Here is a 22,080-nt window from a genome sequence, read left to right as displayed (position 1 = left end):
TTGTGACTGATATCGGCCGACGCCGATTGCTGCAGGCCGGCCTGGTGGCCGGCACTGCACCGCTGCTGCCCAGCATCGCCCGGGCAGCAGCGATCGCCCCGGATGCGCGCACGCGCAGCCTGGAGGATCTGCAGCACATCGTGATCTTCATGCAGGAAAACCGCTCGTTCGACCACTACTTCGGCACCCTGCCGGGCGTACGTGGCTTCGGCGACCGGTTCGTGGCCCCGGCCGCGCCACTGGCCGGCAGCAGCGGCCCGCGCACGCTGTGGCTGCAGCCCGATGCCAGCGGCCAGCGCGCGATCGCCCCGTTCCCGCTCGATACCGCCGCCCACTTCGGCTACATGCGCGTGGAAGGTACGCCGCACACCTGGCCGGACGCACAGCGCGCGTGGGACAACGGCCGCATGGGGCACTGGCCGATGGCCAAGCAGAACCATTCGATGGGCTACTTCCAGCAGGGCGACCTGCCCTTCCAGTTCGCCCTGGCCAACGCCTTCACCCTGTGCGATGCCTACCACTGCGCCCTGCAGACCGGCACCAACCCGAACCGGGTGATGCTGTGGGCCGGCAACAACGACGGCCTGGCCCGCAACGGCGGCCCGGTGATCGCCAATTCGCACGACAACTTCGTCGAGCTGGGCGGCCACCCCAGCGGCTACCGCTGGACGACCTACGTCGAACGCCTGCAGCAGGCGGGGGTGTCCTGGCAGATCTACCAGGACATGGCCGACAACTTCACCGACAACCCGCTGGCCGGCTTCGACAGCTTCCGCCGTGCCTGGCAGGGCGCACCCGGCCATGACGAGCAGCTGCGCGCGCGTGGCGTCGGCACCCGTGGCCTGGCGCAGCTGCGCGAGAACGTGGTCAGCGGCCGCCTGCCGCAGGTCACCTTCATCATTGCCGATGCGGCCGGCAGCGAGCATCCCGGGCCGTCCAGCCCGGCACAGGGTGCGGCGTACACCGCGCGCGTGCTCGACGCACTGACCGCCGATCCGAAGGTGTGGAGCCGCACCGCACTGCTGCTGATGTTCGACGAGAACGACGGCTTCTTCGACCACATGCCGCCACCGGCACCGCCCTCGCCCGATGGCGAGGGCTGGGCCGGTGCGTCCTCGGTATCCACCGAGGGCGAGTACCACCTGCACCCGGCGCCGGGTGACGAGAAGCTGGACGATCCGGCGCTGCGTGGCCGCCCGTACGGGCTCGGCCCGCGCGTGCCGCTGTATGTGATCTCGCCCTGGAGCCGGGGCGGCTGGGTGGATTCGCAGGTGTACGACCACACCTCGGTGCTGCGCCTGGTGGAGCGCCGCTTCGGCGTGGCGGCGGACATCTCGCCGTGGCGTCGCGCGGTCTGTGGCGACCTGACCGCTGCCTTCGATTTCGCCCAGTCCGATACGCGCCCGTTCGTGGCCGCGCTGCCGGATGTGCGCGAGGTTGCTGCCCGTGCCGCTGCGCTGCCCGGCCGCACCGTGCCGACCCTGCCCGAGGGGCTGCAGGCGGCACGGCAAGCGGCCGGTGTGCGCCCGGCACGCGCGTTGCCGTATCGCCCGCAGGTGCATGCCAGCGCGATCGGCCAGGGGCAGGTGCAACTGACCCTGGCCTGCGAGGGTGCCCCGGCGGTGCTGCATGTCTACGATCGCCTGCGTCTGGACGCCGTGCCGCGCCGTTACACCCTGGTACCGGGCACACCGGTGAAGGCCGCGTGGGCGTGCGATGCACAGGGCCGCTACGACCTGTGGGTGCTGGGGCCGAACGGCTTCCATCGGCACCTGCTGGGCGGCGGCGAGGCGATGCCGGTGCAGGCCCACATCGAACGCGACCACGACAGCGTGCGGTTGCAGCTGCACAATCCCGGCAACACCTCCCAGCACCTGCAGCTGCGCGCCGGCGCCTATGCGGGCCACATGCCGGAACCGGCACTGCAGCTGGCCGCAGGTGCACGCACCACGCTGGCCTGGAAGGCCGCCCCGACCGCCGGCTGGTATGACCTGCACGTGGAGCAGGAAGGCGTGCGGCAACGCCTGGCCGGCCGTGCCGAGGATGGCCGCCCGGGCACCAGCGATCCCGCCATGGGCACGGCCCCGCTGCAGTTCGAGCACGGCACGGCGTAGATCCACGCCGTGCGTGGATGGATGCGTCCCCCTCCCCGGCCAACGCCGCGGGAGGGGAGTTGCCTGCGTAGATCCACGCCATGCGTGGATGGGGCGCTACCGGCCATGCGTGATCGCAGGCGCTACGTATCCAGGCATGGCCTGGATCTACCCGGGCTGATGTAGATCCACGCCATGCGTGGATGGGGCGCTACCGACCACGCGTGATCGCGGGCGCTACGTATCCAGGCATGGCCTGGATCTACCCTGGGCTGATGTAGATCCACGCCATGCGTGGATGAGGCTCTGCCAGCCATGCGTGATCGCGGGCGCTACGTATCCAGGCATGGCCTGGATCTACCCTGGGCTGATGTGGATCCACGCCATGCGTGGATGGGGCGCTACCGGCCATGCGTGATCGCAGGCGCTACGTATCCAGGCATGGCCTGGATCTACCTGCGGTGTGACCTCAACTCGCCATCTCACGCACCAGCGTGGCAAACAACTGCGCCGCCGGCAGCGACCGCGCCAGCGGCGCCCCCTGCCCGGCCCAGTGGGCTGCGAATTCCAGGCTGCCCTGTGCGCTAGCTGCCGCATGGAGCTGCTTGGCTGCGTCATAGGCCACCGGATAGTCCGCCGGATCCGGACTGCCATCCGCTTCACCGAACTCCACCAGCCGGTTGACGATGCCACGCGCCGGCCGGCCGGAAATCACCCGGGTCATCCGCGTACGGTTGGCGCGGGCGCTGCCCAGCAGCTGCCGGTAACCCGCATTGGCCGCCGATTCGGGGCAGAGGATGAAGGCCGTGCCCAGCTGCGCGGCCACCGCGCCCAGGCCCAGCGCGGCGCGGATGCCCTGCCCGTCCATGATGCCGCCGGCAGCGATCACCGGCAGCCGGGTACGCGTCACCAGCCGCCGCACCAGCGCCATGGTGCCCAGTCCTTCGTCGGCGGCCTCGGGATCGAACACGCCCCGGTGGCCGCCGGCTTCCACGCCCTGCGCGATGACGGCATCCACTCCTGCCAGTTCGATGCGGTCCGCTTCGTGGTCGCAGGTCGCGCTGGCCAGCAGGATGATCCCGGCCTCGCGCAGCGCGGTGATGGCCGATGCGGCAGGCAGGCCGAAATGGAAACTGACCACCGCCGGGCGCTGCTCGACCAGCATCTGCACGCAGGCCGGGTCATCGCGGAAGCTGCGGTAGATTTCGTGCAGCCCGGCTGGCCGGGCCACGCCGAGCTCGTCATACAGCGGGGCCAGGTACTGCAGCCACGCCGCTTCGCGGCTGGTGTCGCGCACAGCGGGCCGATGGCAGAACACATTGACGTTGAACGGCCCATCGGTCAGCGCACGGGTCTGTTCAATGGCCTGCCGTGCACGTTCCACGCTGTCGGCACCAATGCCGATCGAGCCCAGGCCACCGGCATTGGAAACCGCCGCCGCCAGCTGTGGCGTGGATACGCCCGCCATGGGTGCCTGGATGATCGGATGCGCCATGCCGATGCGCGCCAGGAGGCTGTGTGCCGCTGCCATGTCCACTCCGCGAAGACGACGGGAAGGTCGGGGATGATGCGGCGATCATTCTATTTATGAGAATCAATGTCAATAAATATTCTTTAAAAGAGAATTTGCTACAGTACCGGCCACTCTCCGCCCCGAGCCCCTGCGCATGGATGACACCAGCCTGGACCTGCTCCGCACGGTCGCTGCCGAACTGAGCATCACCCGCGCCGCCGAGCGGCTCGGGCGCGCACCGTCGAACGTGACCACGCGCATCCAGCAGCTGGAGGCCGAACTGGGCGTTGAACTGTTCATCCGCCATGGCAAGCGGCTGGCGCTGTCAGCCCAGGGCGAGCGTTTCCTGGACTACGCACAGCGCCTGCTCGCGCTGGCTGAAGAGGCCCGGCAGAGCCTGCATGCGGAACGCCCCAGCGGCCTGCTGCGCATCGGCACGATGGAGAGCGCCGCCGCCAGCCGCCTGCCGGTGCCGCTGGCGCGCTTCCATGCGCGCTGGCCGCAGGTACGCCTGGAGGTCAGCACCGGCCCTACCGCGCAGTTGCTGGAACGCCTGCGCCAGCAGACCATCGACTGCGCACTGGTATCACTGCCGGCGGCCATCGCGGCCGCCCCCCTGGCAGACACCGGCCTGCAGTCGCAGCCGGTGTTCGAGGAACAGATGCTGCTGGTGCTGCCGGCCACGCACCCGCCCGTCAGCAGCCCACGCGCGGTGCAGGCTGGCAGCCTGGCCGCCTTTGCCGCCGGCTGCAGCTACCGCGCCTTTGCCGAACAGTGGCTGGCCGAGGGCGGCCAGCGGCTGGACGTGCAGGTGGTCGGCTCCTACCACGCCATGCTGGCCTGCGTGGCGGCCGGCACCAGCGCCTGCGTGATGCCACGCAGCGTGCTGGCGCTGTGCCCCGGGGCGCAGCTGCGCACCCTGGAACTCGGCACGCTGGCCACCCAGCTGGTCTGGCGCAGCGGCTACGCGACCCCCGCCCTGGACACCCTGCGCGACACGCTGGCCAACGCCTGACGGCAGCCCCGTTGACAGCGGAGAATGATCGTTCTACGGTATTGAGAACGATCATTCTCAGGCGTTGCCATGCCCGCTGCCCCCTCCCCGCCGCAGGCGCTGCTCGACAGCACCGAACAGCTGGTCTACCGCGATGGCGTGCACGCCACCGGCATGGACGCCATCGTCAAGCGCTCCGGCATTTCACGCAAAACCATCTACCAGCAGTACCCCAACAAGCAGGCGCTGGTGGAAGCCGCGCTGGAGCGCCGGCATGAGCGCTGGATGGGGTGGTTCATCGCCGCCAGTGCCGAAGGCCGCAATGCCGCCGAGCGCCTGACTGCCGCCTTTGCGGCGCTCGGGCAGTGGTTCGCCTCGCCGGATTTCCACGGCTGTGCCTTTCTCAATACCGCCGGTGAGATTGCTGATCCGGCCAATGGCCTGCGCACCCTGGCCCGCCGCCACAAGCAGGACCTGCAGGACCACCTGCACGCCCTGCTGCAGGCCGATGGCCACCGCGATGCGGCGCTGCTGGCGCGACAGATCGCCATGCTGGTCAACGGTGCCATCGCCGATGCGCTGGTGTTCGGCACGGCCGGTGCCGCCGATGCCGCGCGCGATGCGGCACTGGCCTTGCTGCCCTCTCCCGCTTCCCTTCCCCCACCGCAGGACTGAGCCATGTCAGCCACCGCCCCCGCCCAGCGCCCGCCGCTGCCGCCGTTCACCGACCACAGCGCCGCCGAGAAGGTCCGCTTGGCCGAAGACGGCTGGAACTCGCGCGATCCTGATCGCGTCGTGCTCGCCTATACGCCGGGCACCCGTTGGCGCAACCGCGCCGAATTCGTCGACGGCCGCGAGCAGGCGCGCGCACTGCTGCAGCGCAAATGGGCGCGCGAGCACGACTACCGGCTCATCAAGGAACTGTGGGCGCACAGCGGCGACCACATCGCGGTGCGCTTCGCCTACGAGTGGCACGACGACAGTGGCCAGTGGTACCGCTCCTATGGCAACGAGAACTGGCAGTTCGATGCTGACGGCCTGATGCACACGCGCTTTGCCTGCATCAACGACCTGCCGATCCGCGAGGACCAGCGCCTGTTCCACTGGCCGCCGGGACGTCGCCCCGACGACCATCCTGGACTGTCGGCACTGGGGCTGTAATCTGCGGCTGCCAAGCTGTCCGGCTGCTCCGGATGGAACCTGCCGCCATGCCCTCACCCCGCCTGCTGCTGTGCGCACTGCTGCTGCCCTTGCCGGGCCTGGCCGCCCCACCGGCGGCGCAGGTCGATCCGTTCGTGGGCACGCTGGCCGACTTCGGCCAGCTCACGCCCTCGGCGGTGGCGCCGTTCGGCATGGTGCAGCTGGGGCCGGATACCACCCCGGCCAACCACGCCGGTTATGACCATGCCGCCACCACGCTGCTCGGCTTTTCGCACACCCGCGCCGTGGGCGTGGGGTGTGGCGGTGCCGGTGGTGACCTGCGGATCTCGGTGGACTACAGCGGCCAACCGCGCGCGGCAGTCATCGACAAGACGCGTGAACGTGCGCAGGCGGGCTACTACCGCGTGCGCTACGGCGATGGCATCGATGCCGAACTGACCGCCACGCGCGGCAGCGGCATCCTGCACATCACCGCGCCCCACGACGGCCAGCTGCAGATCATCCTGGATCCCACGCAGGGCGTTGCCAAGCGCCATGGCAGCCGGTGGCTGGCCACCCGCGCCACCGACCTGCGGGTACAGATGGACGCCGGCACGGTCTGCGATGCGGGCCGCTACCGCCTGTTCGCGGCGACCACGCTGCTGCACAACGGCAAGCCCCTGCAGCAGGCCGTCCGCATCGATGCCGCGGGCGCGGCCCACCTGCAGCTGCCGGTGCGCGCCGGCGATGTGCTGGAAGCGCGTACCGGGCTGTCGTCGGTGGATGATCGCGGCGCGGCGCTGGCACGCGATACCGAAGCCGGCCAGCGGCCCTTCCCGCAGGTGGTCGCCGCCACTGCCGCCGACTGGAACCGTGAGCTGTCACGCATCCAGCTCGATGCGCCGGCAGAACAACAGGCCCTGTTCTACACCGCGCTGTTCCGTGCCCTGCAGACCCCGGTGGCGATTGCCGACCCGGATGGCCGCTACCGCGGCAGTGATGGCGTGCAGCGGCAGGCACCCGCCGGGCACCAGCGCTATGCCAGCTGGGCGATGTGGGACAACTACCGCACGCTGATGCCGTTGCTGGCCTGGGTCTACCCGGACCGTGCCGCCGACATCGCCGCCTCGCTGACCGAGCTGTACCAGCACGGCAAGGTGCGCTGGGCCACGCAGACCGAACCGTTCCTTACCGTGCGCACCGAACACAGCGGCGTGGCGCTGCTGGACTTCCACCGCAAGGGCATCACCGGTTTCGACGCGCAGGCCGCACTGGACGGCATGGTGGCCGAAAGCTCGTCCCTGGCCCGCAGCACGCCGGACGAGCAGATCGAGGCGGCCTACGATGACTGGGCCATTGCCGGGCTCGCCCGTGACCTGGGCCACGATGCCCTGGCCCGCCGCTTCAGCGCGCAGGCCCTGGCGTACCGGCCGATGTGGCGGGCGGTGTTCATGGATCTCGGTGCGGACGCCGATGTGGTGAAGGCGCGCGGCCTGTACCAGGGCACGCTGTGGCAGTACCGCTGGGCACCGGTGTTCGACCTGCCCTGGCTGCGCGACACGCTGGGGCCGGCGCGCTTCGATGCCGAGCTGCAGCAGTTCTTCCAGCAGGATCTGTTCAACATGACCAACCAGCCGGACATCCAGGCGCCGTTCCTGTTCGCCTGGCGCGGCCAGCAGGCGCGCTCGGACGTGCTGGTCAGGCGCATCCTCACCGAGGCCATCGACCACCCCTACACCAATGCCGGCAAGCGCACGCAGCCCTGGCACGGCCGCAGTTTCGCACTGGCCCCGCAGGGCTTCGCCGACGGCATGGATGACGATGCCGGCGGCATGTCCTCGTGGTACGTGCTGGCCGCACTCGGGCTGTACCCGCTGACCCCCGGCCTGCCGCAGTACACCGCACTCTGCCCGCTGCACGCACGCGCCACCGTGCACGTGCCCGGCCGCGCGCCACTGTCCATCGTGCCTGGCAGGGCAGCCGCAGGCACGGTGACGCTGGATGGTCGCGTCCTGCCCCCTGGCCCGGTCGAGCACGCCGTGATCGTCAACGGCGGCGAACTGGCGATCGGGTGTGGCCCCCCCGCAGTGCCATGAGCAGGCAGCTGCATGCCTGCTCACGCCGGGCTGGGTATGCTCCCCTTCCTGGCTCACACAGGAATGCACCATGCGCACGCTGTACCCGGACATCACGCCCTTCCGCGAACACCGCATCGCCGTTGACGGCCTGCACACCCTGCACGTGGAGGAATGCGGCAATCCCGATGGCATTCCCGTGCTGTTCCTGCACGGTGGCCCCGGTGCGGGCGTTTCGCCCCTGCACCGCCGCTTCTTCGATCCGGCGCGCTACCACATCGTGCTGATCGACCAGCGTGGCAGTGGCCGTTCCACGCCGTTCGGCGAACTGCGCGACAACACCACCGCACACCTGGTGGCCGACATCGAAACCGTGCGTGCACAGCTGGGCATCGAACGCTGGCTGGTGTTCGGCGGCTCCTGGGGCTCGACCCTGTCGCTGGCCTATGCGCAGGCACACCCGCAGCGCGCGACCGGCGTGATCGTGCGCGGCATCTACCTGGGCCGCGCCGAGGAAAACCGCTGGTTCAACGAGTGCGATGGTGGCGCACGCTGGGTGTTCCCCGAACGCTGGGCGGCCTATGAAGCACATATTCCCGAGGCTGAGCGCGGGGCCATGATCGAAGCCTACTGGCGGCGCCTGGACAGCCCCGATACGGCCATCGCCATCGCCGCCGCACAGGCCTGGCTGGGCTGGGAGGACAACACGGTGTCGCTGGTGCACGACGTGCAGGCCGTTTCCACCGGCGATCCCCTGCAGGTGCTGGCCAAGGCCCGCATCGAAGCCCACTACTTCCGCAACAACGCCTTCCTCGACCACGGCCAGCTGCTGCGCGACATCGACCGCATCCGCCACCTGCCCGGGGTGATCGTGCAGGGGCGCTACGACATGCTGTGTCCGGCCCGCAACGCCTGGGAGCTGTCACAGGCCTGGCCGGAAGCCACGCTGGAAATGGTACTGGGCGGGCACAGCGTGATGGATGCGGAAGTCACCGACGCGCTGGTGCGTGCCACCGATGATTTCGCCGACCGGTACGCCCAGCGCTGACACCTGCCTTCGCCAGTGGCACGCCACGCGCGCGCCTGCCGTGCCATTGACGTCATCGCCTATCATGTCCAGCCCTTGGGCCTGCGCCGCACGCAGGCCCGCACCACGCAGGCAGGCAGCAGGACCGGATGGCGAACGATTGGCACCCCTCGGCATGGGGCAGGCGGCTGACCCGCTCCCCGCGCTGGACGCTGCGGCGCGAAGGCGCACACCTGCAGCTGCACCGTGACGATGGCCCGCCGCAGCCCGTCGCATTGGATGATGAGCGGTGCCTGCGCCGGGTCCCCGGCCTGTTCTGGTCGCGCCTGGACATCCTGCTGGCCCACGGCCAGCGCGTGGTGCTCGACGGCCTGCCCAACGGCCAGGCTGCTGCGCTGGAGCGCACCATCGAGGCGCTGCACGCACAGCACCGGCAGCCAAGGCTGGACCGGCTGCTGCAGGACATCCGGACCTGGCTCGATGCCGCCCATGCGCTGATCGACCGCGGTGCCGCTGGCCGCCGCTGGATCACCCACGAACAGCAGCAGGCCCTGCTGCAGCAGCGCGCGGCCCTGCCGGTGCAGGAGGCGGCACTGCAGGTGCTGTCCGGTGATGACCTGCACGATTGGCAACAGGACTGGCCGGCGCTGTGGGCCCAGGCCAACGCTGCCATGGCCGCCCGCGAGCAGGTGCTGGCCCGTGACTTCCTCGCGAACGTCGAACGCCAGCCCTTGACCGCCGAACAGGCCCACGCGGTGATCTGCTTCGACAACCGCGTGCAGGTGGTGGCCTCGGCCGGTTCCGGCAAGACCTCCACGATGGTCGCCAAGGCGGCCTATGCCATCGACCGCGGCTTCATCGCGCCCGAACGCATCGTCATGCTGGCCTTCAACAAGGACGCCGCACAGGAACTGCAGGCGCGCACCGACAGCGCCTTCGCCCGGCTCGGGCTGGAGACCGGCCGCGTGCAGGCCCGCACGTTCCATGCGCTGGGCCTGCACATCATCGGCAAGGCCACCGGCCGCAAACCGGACATCCCCGCGTGGGCCACCGACGCGCAGGCCGGCTTCCGCAAGCTGGCCGAGCTGGTGGACGACCTCAAGGACCGTTCGCTGCACTTCCGCACCCAGTGGGACATGTTCCGCCTGGTGTTCGGCCGCGACCTGCCCGCGTTCGGCGCCGCGCTGCAGGGCGAAGGCTTCGAGCGCGATGGCACGCCCTATGTCCGCACGCTGCAGGGCGAGCGGGTGAAGAGCCTGGAAGAGTGCGTCATCGCCGACTGGCTGTTCTACAACGGCGTGCAGTACCAGTACGAGCGGGCCTACGAATTCGACACCGCCACCGATACCTACCGCCAGTACCGCCCCGATTTCTACTACCCCGACGCTCGGCTGTACCACGAGCACCTGGCGCTGGACGCACGCGGCAACGCACCGGCGCACTTCGGTGGTTACCTCGATGGCGTGCAGTGGAAGCGGCAGGAACACCGTCGCAACGGCACCGCGCTGATCGAAACCACCTCGCACCAGCTGCGCAGCGGCGCGGCCCTGCCGCATCTCGGCGAGCAGCTGCGCGCAGCGGCGGTCACCCTGGACCCCAATCCCGACCGCGAGCTGCCCGACACCGGCGCGGCACCGATGCCCGACGACGACCTGATCGGGCTGATGCGCACCTTCATCGCCCACGCCAAGAGCAACAGCCTGGGCCTGGATGACCTGGCCGAACGCCTGCGGCAGATGCCGGAAGACAACTTCAAGGAGCGCCATCGCCGTTTCCTGGAAATCGCCGGCCCGGTGTTCCAGGCCTGGGACGCGGCACTGGCTGCCGAGAACGGCATCGACTTCGAGGACATGCTGAACCTGGCGGCCTCGCTGCTGGAACAGGGCCACTACACCGCTCCGTTCGATCTGGTGATGGCCGACGAGTTCCAGGACGCCTCGCGCGCACGCGCGCGCCTGTGCCGCGCACTGGTCGCGGCACCGGGCCGGTACCTGTTCGCGGTCGGCGACGACTGGCAGTCGATCAACCGCTTCGCCGGCGCCGATGTAGCGGTGATGACCGGCTTCACCGAATGGTTCGGCCCGGGACAGGTGTTGAAGCTGGAACAGACCTTCCGCTGCCCGCAGGCACTGTGCGATGCCTCCAGCCGCTTCATCGCCCGCAACCCGGCACAGCTGCGCAAGCAGGTGCGCTCGGTCACGCCCGCGCAGGGCCCGGCCCTGCTGGCGTTCCAGCTGGCATCGCGCGAGCAGCTGCAGGACGGGGTGCGCCAGTACCTGGCCCAGCTGCACGCACAACTGCTGTCCGGCCAGGCAGCGCCCGGCCGCGATGGCCGCGTACGGGTGTTCGTGCTTGGCCGCTACAACGCCGACCGCGCTGCCGTGCCGCCGGACTGGCAGCGCCTGTTCGGCAGCACGATGGAGGTGGTGTTCCTCACTGCGCACCGCGCCAAGGGGGCCGAGGCCGACTACGTGATCCTGCCCGGCCTGGTCGCGCGTGGCTTCCCCAGCGTGCGCGCCGATGACCCGGTGCTGTCGCTGGCCATGCCCGGTGGCGATGCCTACCCGCTGGGCGAGGAACGCCGCCTGTTCTATGTCGCGCTGACCCGCGCACGGCGCAGCGTGGCGATGTTCACCGTGATGGGGCGGCGGTCGCCGTTCCTCGATGAACTGGTGGACGATGGCGCGGTGAGCGTCACCACGCTGGAAGGCCAGGCCATCCACGAGCAACGCTGCCCGGCCTGTGGCACCGGTGTGATCGTGCAGCGCAACGGCAGGCACGGCCCGTTCCAGTCGTGCTCCGGCTACCCGCGCTGCGAGTACAAGCCGCCCCGGCCACGGCGCTGAGTGCCCGTTGATCGCTCAACGGGCAACCGCCAGGCTTACTTGCAGCCCACCAGCATCGAGCGGGTGGCGATCTGCGAGGACGTGAAACCGTCCTTGTTGCCCACGGCAAACTTGTTGCCGTCGTCGCCATCCTTGCTGAAGACCACATAGCCGCCGGGGCACATCTGGCCTGCCTTCTCGTAGCAGGCACTCCAGGAACTGCCGCCGGTGCAGTCGATGGAAACGCCACGGCGGCCATCCGGGGTGACGGTCATCTTGGCGGTGGTACAGCCGCTCAGCGCGGCCAGCAGCAACAGGGGAACGAACAGCTTCATGGTGACTCCAGGGAGATTGGGGAACGGCAAACCCGCGCGGGTGTCGGCGCCGGCGCATGGCCGGCTGCGCAGCGATCGAGCCTCCATGCCGTACCTCGACTCGATCCGGCGGCGATGGTGGGTGGCATGGATTGCGTGAACCTTGCGCGGCCGCAGGCCCGGCAGGACGGCCAGAACGGTCGCTTTTCACGCCATGTTGGCGCAATGTTTCTGTAATACGGTGCCGGCGGCCCTTTCCATGCCCGCCCTGCGGGATCCGCCCTTCTCCTGCCCGAGCCCTGCCGATGCACATCCTGCTGGTTGAAGACGAAGCCGAACTGGCCGCCACGCTCCGCTCCGCCCTGCAGCGCGAGCGCAACGTGGTGGACCTGGCCGATACCTTCGCGCTGGCCCGCGAAGCGGCGTTGTACGGTGCGCATGACCTGATCCTGCTCGACCGCACCCTGCCCGATGGCGACGGCCTGGCGCTGATTCCCCTGCTGCGCGAACGCAATCCCGGCGTGCCGGTGATCGTGCTCAGCGCGCTGGGCGAACTGCCCGACCGCGTGGAAGGGCTGGACGAAGGCGCCGATGACTACCTGGCCAAGCCTTTCGCGCTGGAGGAACTGTTCGCCCGCATCCGTGCGGTCAGCCGGCGGCCCAGCGACATGCAGGTCGATACCATCAATGCCGGGCGGCTGGTATTCGACCCGGTCTCGGGCGAAGCCACCGTCGGCGGCGAACGGCTGGAACTGCCACGCCGCGAGATCCGCGTGCTGGCCGCACTGGCACGCCGCCTGGGCCGCACCGTGCTGCGCGAATCCATCGAAATGGCGGTGTACGGCTTCGACGACGGCATCCATTCCAACACGCTTGATTCGCACGTTTCGCGGTTGCGCCGCAAGCTGGCCGATGCCGATGCCGGCGTGGAGATCCATGCCATCCGCGGCGTGGGTTACCTGATGCGGGAAAGCACGTGAGCAAGCGCCGTCCGTCGTTGAAGTGGCCGCTGATCATCAAGCCGCTGATCCTGCACCTGCTGGCCTTGACCGTCGCCCTGTTCGCCCTGCTGATCGTGCTGGTACGCATCGACAGCGGCGGCTACTACACGGTGCAGACCTTCGCCCAGGTCGCGGCGGAAGCGGTGCACCGGGACAGCAGCGGCGCACTGTACGTCAAGCGCACGCCCACGTTCGAGGACCTGCTCAGGATCGCACCCGGGGCGTGGTTCACGGCCCAGGACGAACACGGCCGGCACGTGAGCTTCGGCACCGTACCGCCGGCCTACGCATCACTGGCCAACGCGCTGCGCGACATCCCCTTCGGTGACCTGCGCGGGCGCGACCCCGGCGACGGCATGGCCATCGTCATCCGTGAGCACACCGGCCCGGCCGGCAAGCTGACCATCATGGCCCATGGCGAAGTGGATACGCTGACCTGGCAGATGGCCATGGCCGCACACGTGATCACCCTGCCGATCTTCGCGCTGCTGGCCCTGGTGACACTGATCGCCACCCCGATCATCGTGCGCAAGGCCCTGGCCGGCGTGGAGCGCATCGCCCAGGAGGCCAAGAACATATCTGCCAGCCATCGCGGCATCCGCCTGACCGAGACCGCGGTGCCGGTCGAGATCGCTCCGCTGGTGACAGCGGTCAACGAGGCCCTGGATCGCCTGGATGAGGGGCATGAACGGCAACGCCGCTTCATCGCCGCCGCCGCGCATGAACTGCGCACGCCGATCGCCATCCTGCGGGTGAAGATCGACGCGGCCGACGACGCCACCTCGCGCAGCCTGGCGGTGGAAATCGCGCGCCTGGCCACGCTGGCCGAGCAGTTGCTGGACCTGCACCGGATGGAGACCTCCGGGCAGCGCGAGACCATCCACCTTGCGCGGCTGGCCAAGCGCGTGGCGGCCGATCTTGCGCCCCTGCTGATCCAGTCCGGGCGCAGCGTCGCCGTCGTGGTCGAGCCGCACCACCCGATCCAGGGCGAGACCGGGGCGGTGGAGCGCGTGCTGTCCAACCTGGTGCTCAATGCCGCCGAACACGGTGGCCGCCATGTGATCGTGCGCGTGCAGGGCACCTGTATCGAAGTGGAAGATGACGGCCCGGGTATTCCGGAAGCCGAGCGCGAGCGCGTGTTCGAGCCGTTCCAGCGTCTGCGCCCCCGGCAGACCGGCACCGGGCTGGGCCTGAACCTGGTGCGCCAGGTGGTCGACCGCCATGGCGGACGGGTCACGATTCTCGACGCGCCCGGCGGCGGTGCGCTGATCCGCGTGGAATTCCCGCCCCATGCCGGTGCCAACGGTGCGTCCGCTGCGCTCCCCCCGGGATGATCCCCCTCGGCGTGGCAGCCGCGGCGATGACTGCCGGCTGTCCCCGCGCCGTACGCAGCTACGGCAGGCAAGGTTGCGGCAATGTTGGCTTTCCAGCATGGGGACAGTAGGGCGCGAACGCGCCATGACGTACCCCCCCGACAGGAAGCCCGCCACGTGTCCCACGGCGCCCCGCCACCACCGCCCGCCCATCCGGACCGACCCACGCCCTCCCCGCCACCGCCCACGCTGACCGGTGCCGCCTGGAACCATCGTCACGCACAACGTCCGCTGCCCGGGCTGGCGCACTGGCCGGGCTGGCTGCGGTCGATGCCCGAAGGCACCCGTGGCCAGGGACTGATCCACCTGTTCGGCGCGCTGTTCTTCGCGCTGCCGGGCAGCCTGCTGGCGTTTTCCGGCAGTGGGCACGCACCGCCACCGCTGTCGCTGGCGGTGCTGCTGTTCGTGGCCGTGCACGCCCTGCTGCACGGGCTGTGCGCACTGCAGCACACCCGCCCCACCCCGCCCCGCCCGCTGCTGGCCGCACTGGAACGGCACCTGCCCTGGCTGCTGGTCGCATCACTGGCACTGCCGCTGGCCGCCTATGCCGGCGGCCACGGTGCCGCCGGACTGCTGGTCGTGGGCTGCACGACCACGCTGCTGATTCCCGGTTCGGCCTGGCGCGGGCAGCCACGGTACCCGCCTGCCCGCCGTGGGCTGCAGGCCGCCGCCGCTGCGGTCGTGCTGGTCTGCACCACCCTGCTCTGCCTGCCCTTGCCGCTGCAGCCCCTGGCCTGGGTCTGGGCCGGTGGACTGGCCTATGTCCTGGGCCTGGCGCTGCAGCTGCACCCGCTGCACCGGGCAGGCCGCCTGCTGTGGTCGTGCCTGATGGTGCTGGGCAGCCTGCTGCACTTCATCGCGGTCGCCCTGATCACCATTCCCGCCGGCCCCTGAACCGTCCCGGGCGCGACGCAAGGTTCGCGCAATCCTGCCTGCCGAGACTCGACCTTCGTCGACGCGTGACCGCACGCGGCCCATCTCCATCACGCAAGGATTCCCGATGCCTTTCACCCCCTGGATGCTGCCGGCATGACCCCGGCCGCCCCCCGGCGCCGCCGGCGCATGCTGCTGATTGGCGCTGCCGTGCTGTGCACCGCCGCACTGGCCTACGCGGTGCTGGCACCGGCCCCGCCACCGCCACTGGAACTGGCCCCGGTCACCCGCAGCGACATCGAGCAGGTGGTGGAAGCCACCGGCACGCTGAAGCCTTCCCGCCTGGTCAGCGTCGGTGCCCAGGTCTCCGGGCGCATTGAAACGCTGCACGTGAAGCTGGGCGACAAGGTGCAGGCCGGCGACCTGATCGCCGAGATCGATTCGCGCACCCAGCGCAACGCGCTGCAGAGCGCGCAGGCTGCCCAGCGCAGCGCGCGTGCCAACCGCCAGGCCCTGGCCACCGACCTGCGCCAGCTTGAACTCACCCTGCACCGGTTGCGGCGCCTGGGGGCCGCGCAACTGGTGGCACGTGCGGATGTGGACGCCGCGCAGGCCCGCGTGGACGCCACGCGCGAACAGATCACCGCACTGGACGGCGAGATCGTGCAGCGCCAGACGGACGTGGACAGCGCCCAGACCAGCCTGGGCTACACGCGCATCACCGCCCCCACCGATGGCACCGTGCTGGCCGTGGTCGCCCGCCAGGGGCAGACCGTCAACGCCGTGCAGAGCGCCCCCACCATCGTCATGCTCGGCAACCAGGACATCATGACGGTGTATGCCGAAATCTCCGAGGCCGACGTAGTGCACACCGCACTGGGTCAGGAAGCGTTCTTCACCATCCTGGGCGATGCCGGCCGGCGCTACAGCAGCACCCTGCGCGACATCGCGCCGGCGCCGGAGTCGATCACCCGGGAAGACACCTCCAGCCTCGCATCACCCGGATTGTCCGGCAGCAGCAGCCGCGCGGCGATGTACTACAACGGCCAGTTCGATGTGGACAATGCCGACGGCCGGCTGCGCAGCTACATGACGGCGCAGGTCCGCATCGTGCTCGGCCGGGCCCGTGGCGTGTTGACCATTCCCTCCGCCGCACTGGGCGCGCGCGCCGCCGATGGCAGCTATACCGTGCAGGTTCCCGGCGCGGACGGGCGCCCCGCCACACGCCGCATCACCACCGGGCTGGACGACCAGATCAAGGTGGAAGTGCGCAGCGGGCTCAAGGAAGGCGAACAGGTCGTGCTGGCGCAGGCCGCTGCCGCTGGACACAAGGCGGGCGCCGCCCCGGCACAGCCGTGACGGCGGCACCGATGCCGCAGCCGCTGCTAAGCGTGCGCGGGCTGCGCCGTGAATTCCCCGCTGGCGACCAGGCACTGGTCGTGCTGCACGGTATCGACCTGGACATCCACGCCGGCGAGCTGGTCGCCATCGTCGGCCAGTCCGGCTCGGGAAAATCCACGCTGATGAACATCCTGGGCTGCCTGGACCGGCCCTCGGCCGGCCAGTACCAGGTGGGCGGGCGCGATACCGGGCAGATGGACCCGGATGAACTGGCGGCACTGCGCCGCGAGCATTTCGGCTTCATCTTCCAGCGCTACCACCTGCTCAACGACCTGTCGGCCATCGGCAACGTTGAAGTGCCGGCCATCTATGCCGGCGTGCCCGCGCAGGCACGCCACGCACGGGCGGCCCAGCTGCTGGCGCGGCTGGGCCTGGGCGAGCGGATGGACCATCGCCCCGGCGAGCTGTCCGGTGGCCAGCAGCAGCGCGTGTCGATCGCCCGGGCACTGATGAACGGTGGTGCGGTGATCTTCGCCGACGAGCCCACCGGCGCGCTGGACACGCAGTCGGGCAAGGAAGTGATGAAGATCCTGGCCGAGCTGCATGCCGAGGGCCATACCGTGGTGCTGGTCACCCATGACATGGCCGTGGCCGAGCATGCCCAGCGCATCATCGAAATCCGCGACGGCCGCATCGTGTCCGACCGGCCCACCCGGCAGGCGACGGCCATGCCCGGCCAGGCCGCGCAACAGGTGGCAGCGCAGGCCGGGAGCAGCAGCCTGCAGGCCGTGCGCGACCGCTTCAGCGAAGCCTTCCGCATGGCGCTGCGGGCCATGAATGCCCACCGCATGCGCACCTTCCTGACCATGCTGGGCATCATCATCGGCATCGCCTCGGTGGTGTCGGTGGTCGCGCTGGGTACCGGCGCGCGTCAGGCGATCCTGTCCAACATCGCCTCGCTGGGCACCAACACCATCGAAATCTATCCCGGCGCCGGCTTCGGCGACCTGCGTGCCGCGCAGGTGGAAACCCTCACCCCCGGTGACAGCGTAGCCCTGGCCGGGCAACCCTTCATCGACAGCGCGACCCCGGGGGTGGCCACCACCGCCACGGCAATGCGCGGCAACCGCACCGCCAGCACCCAGGTGCACGGGGTCAGCGAGCAGTACTTCCGTGTGCGTGGGCTGGAACTGGGCGAAGGCCGCTTCTTCGCGCAGGCCGCGGTGGATGGCTACCAGCAGGTGGCGGTGATCGATGCCAATACCCGTGCCCGTCTGTTCGGCGCACGCGACAACCCGGTCGGGCAGACCCTGCTGCTGGGCAACGTGCCGGTACGCGTGGTCGGCGTGACGAAGAAGGATGCCGCTGCCGTGGGGGATGCTTCGGTCCTGAGCATCTGGGTGCCCTACACCACCGCCATGGCGCGCATGCTGGGCCAGAGCCACGTATCGAGCATCACCGTGCGCGTGTCCGATGCGATCACCATGCAGGCCGCTGAAGCGGCCATTGCCCGGCTGCTCATGCGGCGTCATGGCAGCCGCGATTTCTACATGAGCAACAACGCGCAGATCCGCCATTCCATCGAGCAGACCACCGGCATCCTGACCATGATGATCAGCGCCATCGCCGCCATCGCGCTGGTGGTCGGTGGCATCGGCGTGATGAACATCATGCTGGTGTCGGTGACTGAACGCACCCGCGAAATCGGCGTGCGCATGGCTGTCGGCGCGCGCCGCAGCGACATCCTGCAGCAGTTCCTGATCGAGTCGGTGCTGGTATGCCTGCTCGGCGGCGTGCTCGGCATTGCGCTGGCGTTGGGCCTGGGCCTGCTGCTGGAACTGGCCGACGTCGGCTTCAGCCTGGTGTTCTCGGCCGCCTCCATCGTCGCCGCGTTCGCCTGTTCCAGCCTGATCGGGATCGGGTTCGGTTTCCTGCCGGCGCGCCGTGCCGCGCAGCTGGACCCGGTGGAGGCGCTGATCCGCTGAACGGCCGGCCTGCATGGCCGGCAGATGAACCGGATCCTGCAGCCGCGTGCACTGCAGGTTGGCGCAATGTTCGCGGGGTGTACTAGCGCCACACACCCACAACCGCACAGGAGCGGACAATGTTTCTCAGGACAGGACGCGTGGCATTACTGGTAATCGCTCAACTGCTGGTCATGATTCCGTACGCAGGCAACGTGCAGGCCAAGGGACAGGACGGGTACTGGGAGCGCCAGCGCAAGGAAGAATCCGAACGCGCGGCGGCAGCGGCACTGGGCGTTGCCCTGACAGCGGGCGTCATTGCGGGAGCGGCGGAGCAGGAAGAGCGCGAGCGCCGCGAGCGGGAACGCCGTGATCGTGAAAGAACCCGCAACGTCGTCGCCGGCACGGTCGGCGTGGCGGTGGTGGCAGGCGTGATTGCCGCAGCCGCCAAGCGTGAACGTGAAAACCGCGAGCGTGCCGACTACTGCATCAGCCGCTACGGCAACTATGACCGCGGGACCGACACCTACCGCGGCAATGACGGCTACACCTACCGCTGCCGCTGAAAGCATGCAACGCCCCTGCGGCGTGCCCGCGTGCATCTGTTTCCTTTCATTCCAGGATTCCATCGACCATGAAGATTTCTCCTCTGCTGTTCGCCCTCGCCCTGGTTCCGGCATTCGCCCACGGCGCATCCTCTGATCCGAAGCAGGCCTATATCGATTCCACCTTCAGCGAAATGGACGCCGACAAGGACGGCAAGGTGGACAAGAGCGAGTACACCCGCTACCAGCAGTCGCGCTTCAACAAGCAGGCCGATTCCATCACCGAAGCCTTCAAGGCCATGGATGCCAACAGCGATGGCAAGATCAGCAAGACCGAAGCCGCCGTCGTGCCGGAGATCGCCCGCTACTTCGACGGCCTGGACACCGACAAGGATGGCTTCCTGTCGCTGAAGGAACTGCAGCAGGCCATGGTGGCGGCGCAGACCGCCGAGGCAGCGAAGAAGTAACCGGAGCGCACCATCACCGGCGCGACAGGGCCGGTGATGGTGATGCCTGTACGGTGCGCCTGCCGGCAGCTGCTAGCGGCAGCTGCCCAGGCTGCTGCAGGCCAGCCACTTCTCGATGGCAGGCCTGCCCTGGCGCGTGTAGCGGACGCGGTACAGCGCCGAATCACCGTTCCCCGCGTGCTCCAGCACCTCGACCGTGTCCCCTTTCACCAGATACATGCGCGAGCGATCGTCGGCATCGGCGCTGTTGAACAGGCTGGCCCTGTCCACGACGATGCGGGCCTGGACCGGCGTGCGGTCCTCCATCCGCGGTGCATCGCTGACCAACAGGCGCTGCACCGGCGTGCCGTCGCTGAAGCGCTCGCGCGCCACGCGCCCACAGCCCACGCAGCTGTCCCGCAGCTGCAGCACCAGCCGGCCGTCGCGGGCCATGTAGCGTTCCTCCACGAGCGTGGCACCCTCGCGGGTCTGGCTGTACAGGTAGCCATCGCGCAGCCGGTAGTTGCAGATCGCCGCCGGTCCCGGCGTGTACTCGCGGATGCTGCCGTCGGTAGCGGACGGCTTGTAGATCGTGATGCAACGATTGACACCTGCCGGCCCGGACATCACCAGCTCGGGACGCCCATCTCCGTCCAGATCGACATAGGACACCGCATCGCCCTCGTCCAGCTGCAACTGCAGGTTCTCCGGCGCGGCGGCCGCGTGGCAGCGCGCGCCATTGCAGACGCTCACCTGGTGGCCCTTGGGCGCCACGCCTTCAAAACGGTAGCCGGGCGCAGGCGCGCCAGCCGCATGGCAGCCACCGGCCAGCGCCAGCGTCGCCAGCAATGCCAACATGCGTGCTGTGGTGCTCATGTTCCGTCTCCCTCTTCACCGCGTTGAACAACCCACCGTGCATTGGACCTGATAAGGCGCCGTCTTGCTGCTCAGCCATTGGGCTTCGAAGAGGTACATCCCTGGGGGCGGGAGCACCACCGACACCGTAGCCACGCCGGAGTTCAGACTGCATCCGGCGAAGTTGCAGGCACGCCCCCGACAGGCATAGCTACCGTTGCCCCGGCTGGCGCCAAAGCTGTTCGTGCCACCGCTGTACACCACCGTCCAGCCAGCACTGTTGGCGCTTGCCTCCAGCACGAAGCTCTCGCTGTTGGCCGGTGCCGGCCAGCTCAGGCTGTACTGCGTCACATTGACCAGACCGGGTGCACTGACCACCGGCTCGATCGTCGGCAGACCGATCACCGCTACCGTCGCCAAGGCGCGAACGTCTACAAGGCTCGCCAAGCACCTGCCACCAACCCACTCGACTCATCCGCTACAAACTTAAATCAAGGCCTTCCATTACACCCATCCGATCTACATCCACTGGAGCACCTGGGGACCTGGGAGCACCCTCGCGATTCCAGCGAAACGTCCCGGTCACCCGCAAGAATTTCCCTTTCCCATCCTCAACCGAAGACATTTCTCGAAAGGCAGCCGGACTTGATTCTGGATAGGCGACCAATGAACTGAATGAGTCCCTTGCATCCAGTTCATCACGGGAGGGAAAGAGCAAGATCGCACCGTTGACCTGATCCGTCCATGCATGGAAGGAAACCAAGCGCCCATCAAATTTTTCCGGCTGAGACAACAGCGCAGACATCGTGGTCATGCAGGTTTCAGCTCCCAACTCATTACCACGAAACTTACACGCGCCTGGAGCCCCCGCGGAGCCCACATCCTGGCTGGATGAAGAACAAGCGCCAAGGATAAAAACCAGCGCAACAACTGAAAACCACCGGCGTCCGGGATCCATCATTTCACCTTGAAGAAGTAGTCTTCAGCCGCAATGTACGCGCCACGGCTCGTTCGGGTGGTGATGCAGGTGATCACCCGCCCCAAGGACGGCTCATGCAGGAACCAATCGGCGAAGTCCAGGCGGGTCAGCGCCTGCAACAGGACCGGGCGCCCATTCTTGCGCTGCCCTGCCAAGAAGAGCTCCAGGTCAACCTGTGCTTTCCGCTTCTGAACGATGGTCCTGCCAACGTTCTTGCCCTGGATGCCGAGCAGGTACTTATCGCGCGCGTCCGCAAGCGTCATGCCCACCGGCACGGGTGGCCGCTCCTTGCCCACCGCTTGAGAAGGGCGAGGCGCCGAGGGCGGCAAAACGCCTTCGACGACGGCAGCCAATGGTCGAACGTCAGGAGGTCGCGAACGGTCTGCTGAAACAACACACGATCACGATCGTCGTTGATCTCGACACGCCCCAGCTCCACCCCACCCGGCAGCGTGCCCCCTTGAAGGGTCAACTCGCGGATAGGCTTTCCCTTGAGCATCTTCAAGAGCTCATCCAGCTCCGGTCCCATACCGTCATTCCTGAGGGCAGCGAAGATCTGAGCATAGGCTGCCTGCATCACCAGCGCACAAGCGGTGGCGACACGCGCACAGGTCGTCGCCGTGGCGCGCTTGATGACTTTGCAGCCCAGCAGGGATTGAAGATCGCTCGGCACCTTCAGCCAAACGTAGAAGCGGCCGGTGTGATGCCGCGAACCAGGTAGC

The 22,080-nt window shown here is 68.7% G+C and carries 21 protein-coding genes; 14 read left to right on the top strand and 7 right to left on the bottom strand.

The window, feature by feature from the left end; all coding sequences use genetic code 11:
- The first annotated feature begins 2 nt into the window (after nucleotides 1-2).
- Complete coding sequence (locus Q9R17_RS16255) at nucleotides 3-2,114, top strand: phospholipase C, phosphocholine-specific (protein ID WP_308155625.1); 2,112 nt, start codon at nucleotides 3-5, stop codon at nucleotides 2,112-2,114.
- A 448-nt stretch (nucleotides 2,115-2,562) separates the two neighbouring features.
- Here Q9R17_RS16255 and Q9R17_RS16250 read toward each other — a convergent pair whose 3' ends face one another.
- Entirely contained in the window at nucleotides 2,563-3,624 is a 1,062-nt protein-coding gene (locus Q9R17_RS16250) for a nitronate monooxygenase (RefSeq protein WP_308155624.1), read from the bottom strand.
- Between the two features lie 136 nt (nucleotides 3,625-3,760).
- Between Q9R17_RS16250 and Q9R17_RS16245 the strand changes: the two genes are divergently transcribed.
- The 6 genes from Q9R17_RS16245 (at nucleotide 3,761) to Q9R17_RS16220 (ending at nucleotide 11,688) form a co-directional block, all read left to right on the top strand.
- Complete coding sequence (locus Q9R17_RS16245; protein ID WP_308155623.1) at nucleotides 3,761-4,621, top strand: LysR substrate-binding domain-containing protein; 861 nt, start codon at nucleotides 3,761-3,763, stop codon at nucleotides 4,619-4,621.
- 69 nt (nucleotides 4,622-4,690) lie between these two features.
- Nucleotides 4,691-5,275 (top strand): TetR/AcrR family transcriptional regulator, encoded by a 585-nt coding sequence (locus tag Q9R17_RS16240; RefSeq protein ID WP_308155622.1) that lies wholly within the window; start codon nucleotides 4,691-4,693, stop codon nucleotides 5,273-5,275.
- A 3-nt stretch (nucleotides 5,276-5,278) separates the two neighbouring features.
- Nucleotides 5,279-5,761 (top strand): nuclear transport factor 2 family protein, encoded by a 483-nt coding sequence (locus Q9R17_RS16235; protein WP_308155621.1) that lies wholly within the window; start codon nucleotides 5,279-5,281, stop codon nucleotides 5,759-5,761.
- A gap of 47 nt (nucleotides 5,762-5,808) precedes the next feature.
- Complete coding sequence (locus Q9R17_RS16230; protein ID WP_308155620.1) at nucleotides 5,809-7,836, top strand: glycoside hydrolase domain-containing protein; 2,028 nt, start codon at nucleotides 5,809-5,811, stop codon at nucleotides 7,834-7,836.
- 70 nt (nucleotides 7,837-7,906) lie between these two features.
- Complete coding sequence (pip, locus tag Q9R17_RS16225) at nucleotides 7,907-8,863, top strand: prolyl aminopeptidase (RefSeq protein ID WP_308155619.1); 957 nt, start codon at nucleotides 7,907-7,909, stop codon at nucleotides 8,861-8,863.
- 128 nt (nucleotides 8,864-8,991) lie between these two features.
- Complete coding sequence (locus Q9R17_RS16220) at nucleotides 8,992-11,688, top strand: UvrD-helicase domain-containing protein (RefSeq protein ID WP_308155618.1); 2,697 nt, start codon at nucleotides 8,992-8,994, stop codon at nucleotides 11,686-11,688.
- Between the two features lie 35 nt (nucleotides 11,689-11,723).
- On the opposite strand, the gene Q9R17_RS16215 is transcribed toward Q9R17_RS16220, so the two are convergent.
- Nucleotides 11,724-12,002, bottom strand: coding sequence for a hypothetical protein (locus tag Q9R17_RS16215; RefSeq protein ID WP_308155617.1), 279 nt, complete (start codon nucleotides 12,000-12,002; stop codon nucleotides 11,724-11,726).
- A 284-nt stretch (nucleotides 12,003-12,286) separates the two neighbouring features.
- Here Q9R17_RS16215 and Q9R17_RS16210 point away from each other — a divergent pair, with 284 nt between their 5' ends.
- From Q9R17_RS16210 to Q9R17_RS16180, 7 genes are all read left to right on the top strand, one after another.
- Nucleotides 12,287-12,961, top strand: coding sequence for a response regulator transcription factor (locus tag Q9R17_RS16210; RefSeq protein WP_308155616.1), 675 nt, complete (start codon nucleotides 12,287-12,289; stop codon nucleotides 12,959-12,961).
- Entirely contained in the window at nucleotides 12,958-14,316 is a 1,359-nt protein-coding gene (locus Q9R17_RS16205; RefSeq protein WP_308155615.1) for a HAMP domain-containing sensor histidine kinase, read from the top strand. Before Q9R17_RS16210 ends, Q9R17_RS16205 begins: the two co-directional genes overlap by 4 nt.
- A gap of 156 nt (nucleotides 14,317-14,472) precedes the next feature.
- The gene (locus Q9R17_RS16200; RefSeq protein ID WP_308155614.1) at nucleotides 14,473-15,249 is read left to right on the top strand and encodes a hypothetical protein; all 777 of its coding nucleotides are present in this window, start codon (nucleotides 14,473-14,475) and stop codon (nucleotides 15,247-15,249) included.
- 135 nt (nucleotides 15,250-15,384) lie between these two features.
- Complete coding sequence (locus tag Q9R17_RS16195) at nucleotides 15,385-16,587, top strand: efflux RND transporter periplasmic adaptor subunit (protein ID WP_308155613.1); 1,203 nt, start codon at nucleotides 15,385-15,387, stop codon at nucleotides 16,585-16,587.
- 11 nt (nucleotides 16,588-16,598) lie between these two features.
- A complete protein-coding gene (locus Q9R17_RS16190) occupies nucleotides 16,599-18,554 on the top strand; it encodes a MacB family efflux pump subunit (RefSeq protein ID WP_308155612.1) in 1,956 nt (651 codons plus the stop codon).
- 119 nt (nucleotides 18,555-18,673) lie between these two features.
- Entirely contained in the window at nucleotides 18,674-19,099 is a 426-nt protein-coding gene (locus Q9R17_RS16185; protein WP_308155611.1) for a hypothetical protein, read from the top strand.
- 68 nt (nucleotides 19,100-19,167) lie between these two features.
- On the top strand, nucleotides 19,168-19,545 hold the full coding sequence (locus tag Q9R17_RS16180) for an EF-hand domain-containing protein (protein WP_308155610.1): 378 nt from the start codon (nucleotides 19,168-19,170) through the stop codon (nucleotides 19,543-19,545).
- 72 nt (nucleotides 19,546-19,617) lie between these two features.
- Here Q9R17_RS16180 and Q9R17_RS16175 read toward each other — a convergent pair whose 3' ends face one another.
- From Q9R17_RS16175 to Q9R17_RS16155, 5 genes are all read right to left on the bottom strand, one after another.
- Nucleotides 19,618-20,400 (bottom strand): hypothetical protein, encoded by a 783-nt coding sequence (locus Q9R17_RS16175; RefSeq protein ID WP_308155609.1) that lies wholly within the window; start codon nucleotides 20,398-20,400, stop codon nucleotides 19,618-19,620.
- Between the two features lie 15 nt (nucleotides 20,401-20,415).
- A complete protein-coding gene (locus tag Q9R17_RS16170) occupies nucleotides 20,416-20,826 on the bottom strand; it encodes a hypothetical protein (RefSeq protein ID WP_308155608.1) in 411 nt (136 codons plus the stop codon).
- A gap of 31 nt (nucleotides 20,827-20,857) precedes the next feature.
- A complete protein-coding gene (locus Q9R17_RS16165; protein WP_308155607.1) occupies nucleotides 20,858-21,193 on the bottom strand; it encodes a hypothetical protein in 336 nt (111 codons plus the stop codon).
- A 143-nt stretch (nucleotides 21,194-21,336) separates the two neighbouring features.
- Entirely contained in the window at nucleotides 21,337-21,633 is a 297-nt protein-coding gene (locus Q9R17_RS16160) for a hypothetical protein (protein ID WP_308155606.1), read from the bottom strand.
- Entirely contained in the window at nucleotides 21,618-22,031 is a 414-nt protein-coding gene (locus tag Q9R17_RS16155) for a DUF6538 domain-containing protein (protein ID WP_308155605.1), read from the bottom strand. Before Q9R17_RS16155 ends, Q9R17_RS16160 begins: the two co-directional genes overlap by 16 nt.
- Nucleotides 22,032-22,080: the final 49 nt, after the last annotated feature.

The organism is Stenotrophomonas sp. 24(2023) (genome assembly GCF_030913365.1).
Classification (GTDB): Bacteria; Pseudomonadota; Gammaproteobacteria; order Xanthomonadales; family Xanthomonadaceae; genus Stenotrophomonas.
This window is presented reverse-complemented; position numbering and strand designations above follow the sequence as displayed.

Excerpts from the sequence above, each read along its gene's own strand:
- Q9R17_RS16250 (WP_308155624.1), bottom strand. The coding sequence starts at position 3,624 with ATGGCAGCGGCACACAGCCTCCTGGCGCGCATCGGCATGGCGCATCCG.
- Q9R17_RS16245 (WP_308155623.1), top strand. The coding sequence starts at position 3,761 with ATGGATGACACCAGCCTGGACCTGCTCCGCACGGTCGCTGCCGAACTG.
- Q9R17_RS16240 (WP_308155622.1), top strand. The coding sequence starts at position 4,691 with ATGCCCGCTGCCCCCTCCCCGCCGCAGGCGCTGCTCGACAGCACCGAA.
- Q9R17_RS16235 (WP_308155621.1), top strand. The coding sequence starts at position 5,279 with ATGTCAGCCACCGCCCCCGCCCAGCGCCCGCCGCTGCCGCCGTTCACC.
- Q9R17_RS16230 (WP_308155620.1), top strand. The coding sequence starts at position 5,809 with ATGCCCTCACCCCGCCTGCTGCTGTGCGCACTGCTGCTGCCCTTGCCG.
- pip (WP_308155619.1), top strand. The coding sequence starts at position 7,907 with ATGCGCACGCTGTACCCGGACATCACGCCCTTCCGCGAACACCGCATC.
- Q9R17_RS16220 (WP_308155618.1), top strand. The coding sequence starts at position 8,992 with ATGGCGAACGATTGGCACCCCTCGGCATGGGGCAGGCGGCTGACCCGC.
- Q9R17_RS16215 (WP_308155617.1), bottom strand. The coding sequence starts at position 12,002 with ATGAAGCTGTTCGTTCCCCTGTTGCTGCTGGCCGCGCTGAGCGGCTGT.
- Q9R17_RS16210 (WP_308155616.1), top strand. The coding sequence starts at position 12,287 with ATGCACATCCTGCTGGTTGAAGACGAAGCCGAACTGGCCGCCACGCTC.
- Q9R17_RS16195 (WP_308155613.1), top strand. The coding sequence starts at position 15,385 with ATGACCCCGGCCGCCCCCCGGCGCCGCCGGCGCATGCTGCTGATTGGC.
- Q9R17_RS16190 (WP_308155612.1), top strand. The coding sequence starts at position 16,599 with ATGCCGCAGCCGCTGCTAAGCGTGCGCGGGCTGCGCCGTGAATTCCCC.
- Q9R17_RS16185 (WP_308155611.1), top strand. The coding sequence starts at position 18,674 with ATGTTTCTCAGGACAGGACGCGTGGCATTACTGGTAATCGCTCAACTG.
- Q9R17_RS16180 (WP_308155610.1), top strand. The coding sequence starts at position 19,168 with ATGAAGATTTCTCCTCTGCTGTTCGCCCTCGCCCTGGTTCCGGCATTC.
- Q9R17_RS16175 (WP_308155609.1), bottom strand. The coding sequence starts at position 20,400 with ATGAGCACCACAGCACGCATGTTGGCATTGCTGGCGACGCTGGCGCTG.
- Q9R17_RS16165 (WP_308155607.1), bottom strand. The coding sequence starts at position 21,193 with ATGACCACGATGTCTGCGCTGTTGTCTCAGCCGGAAAAATTTGATGGG.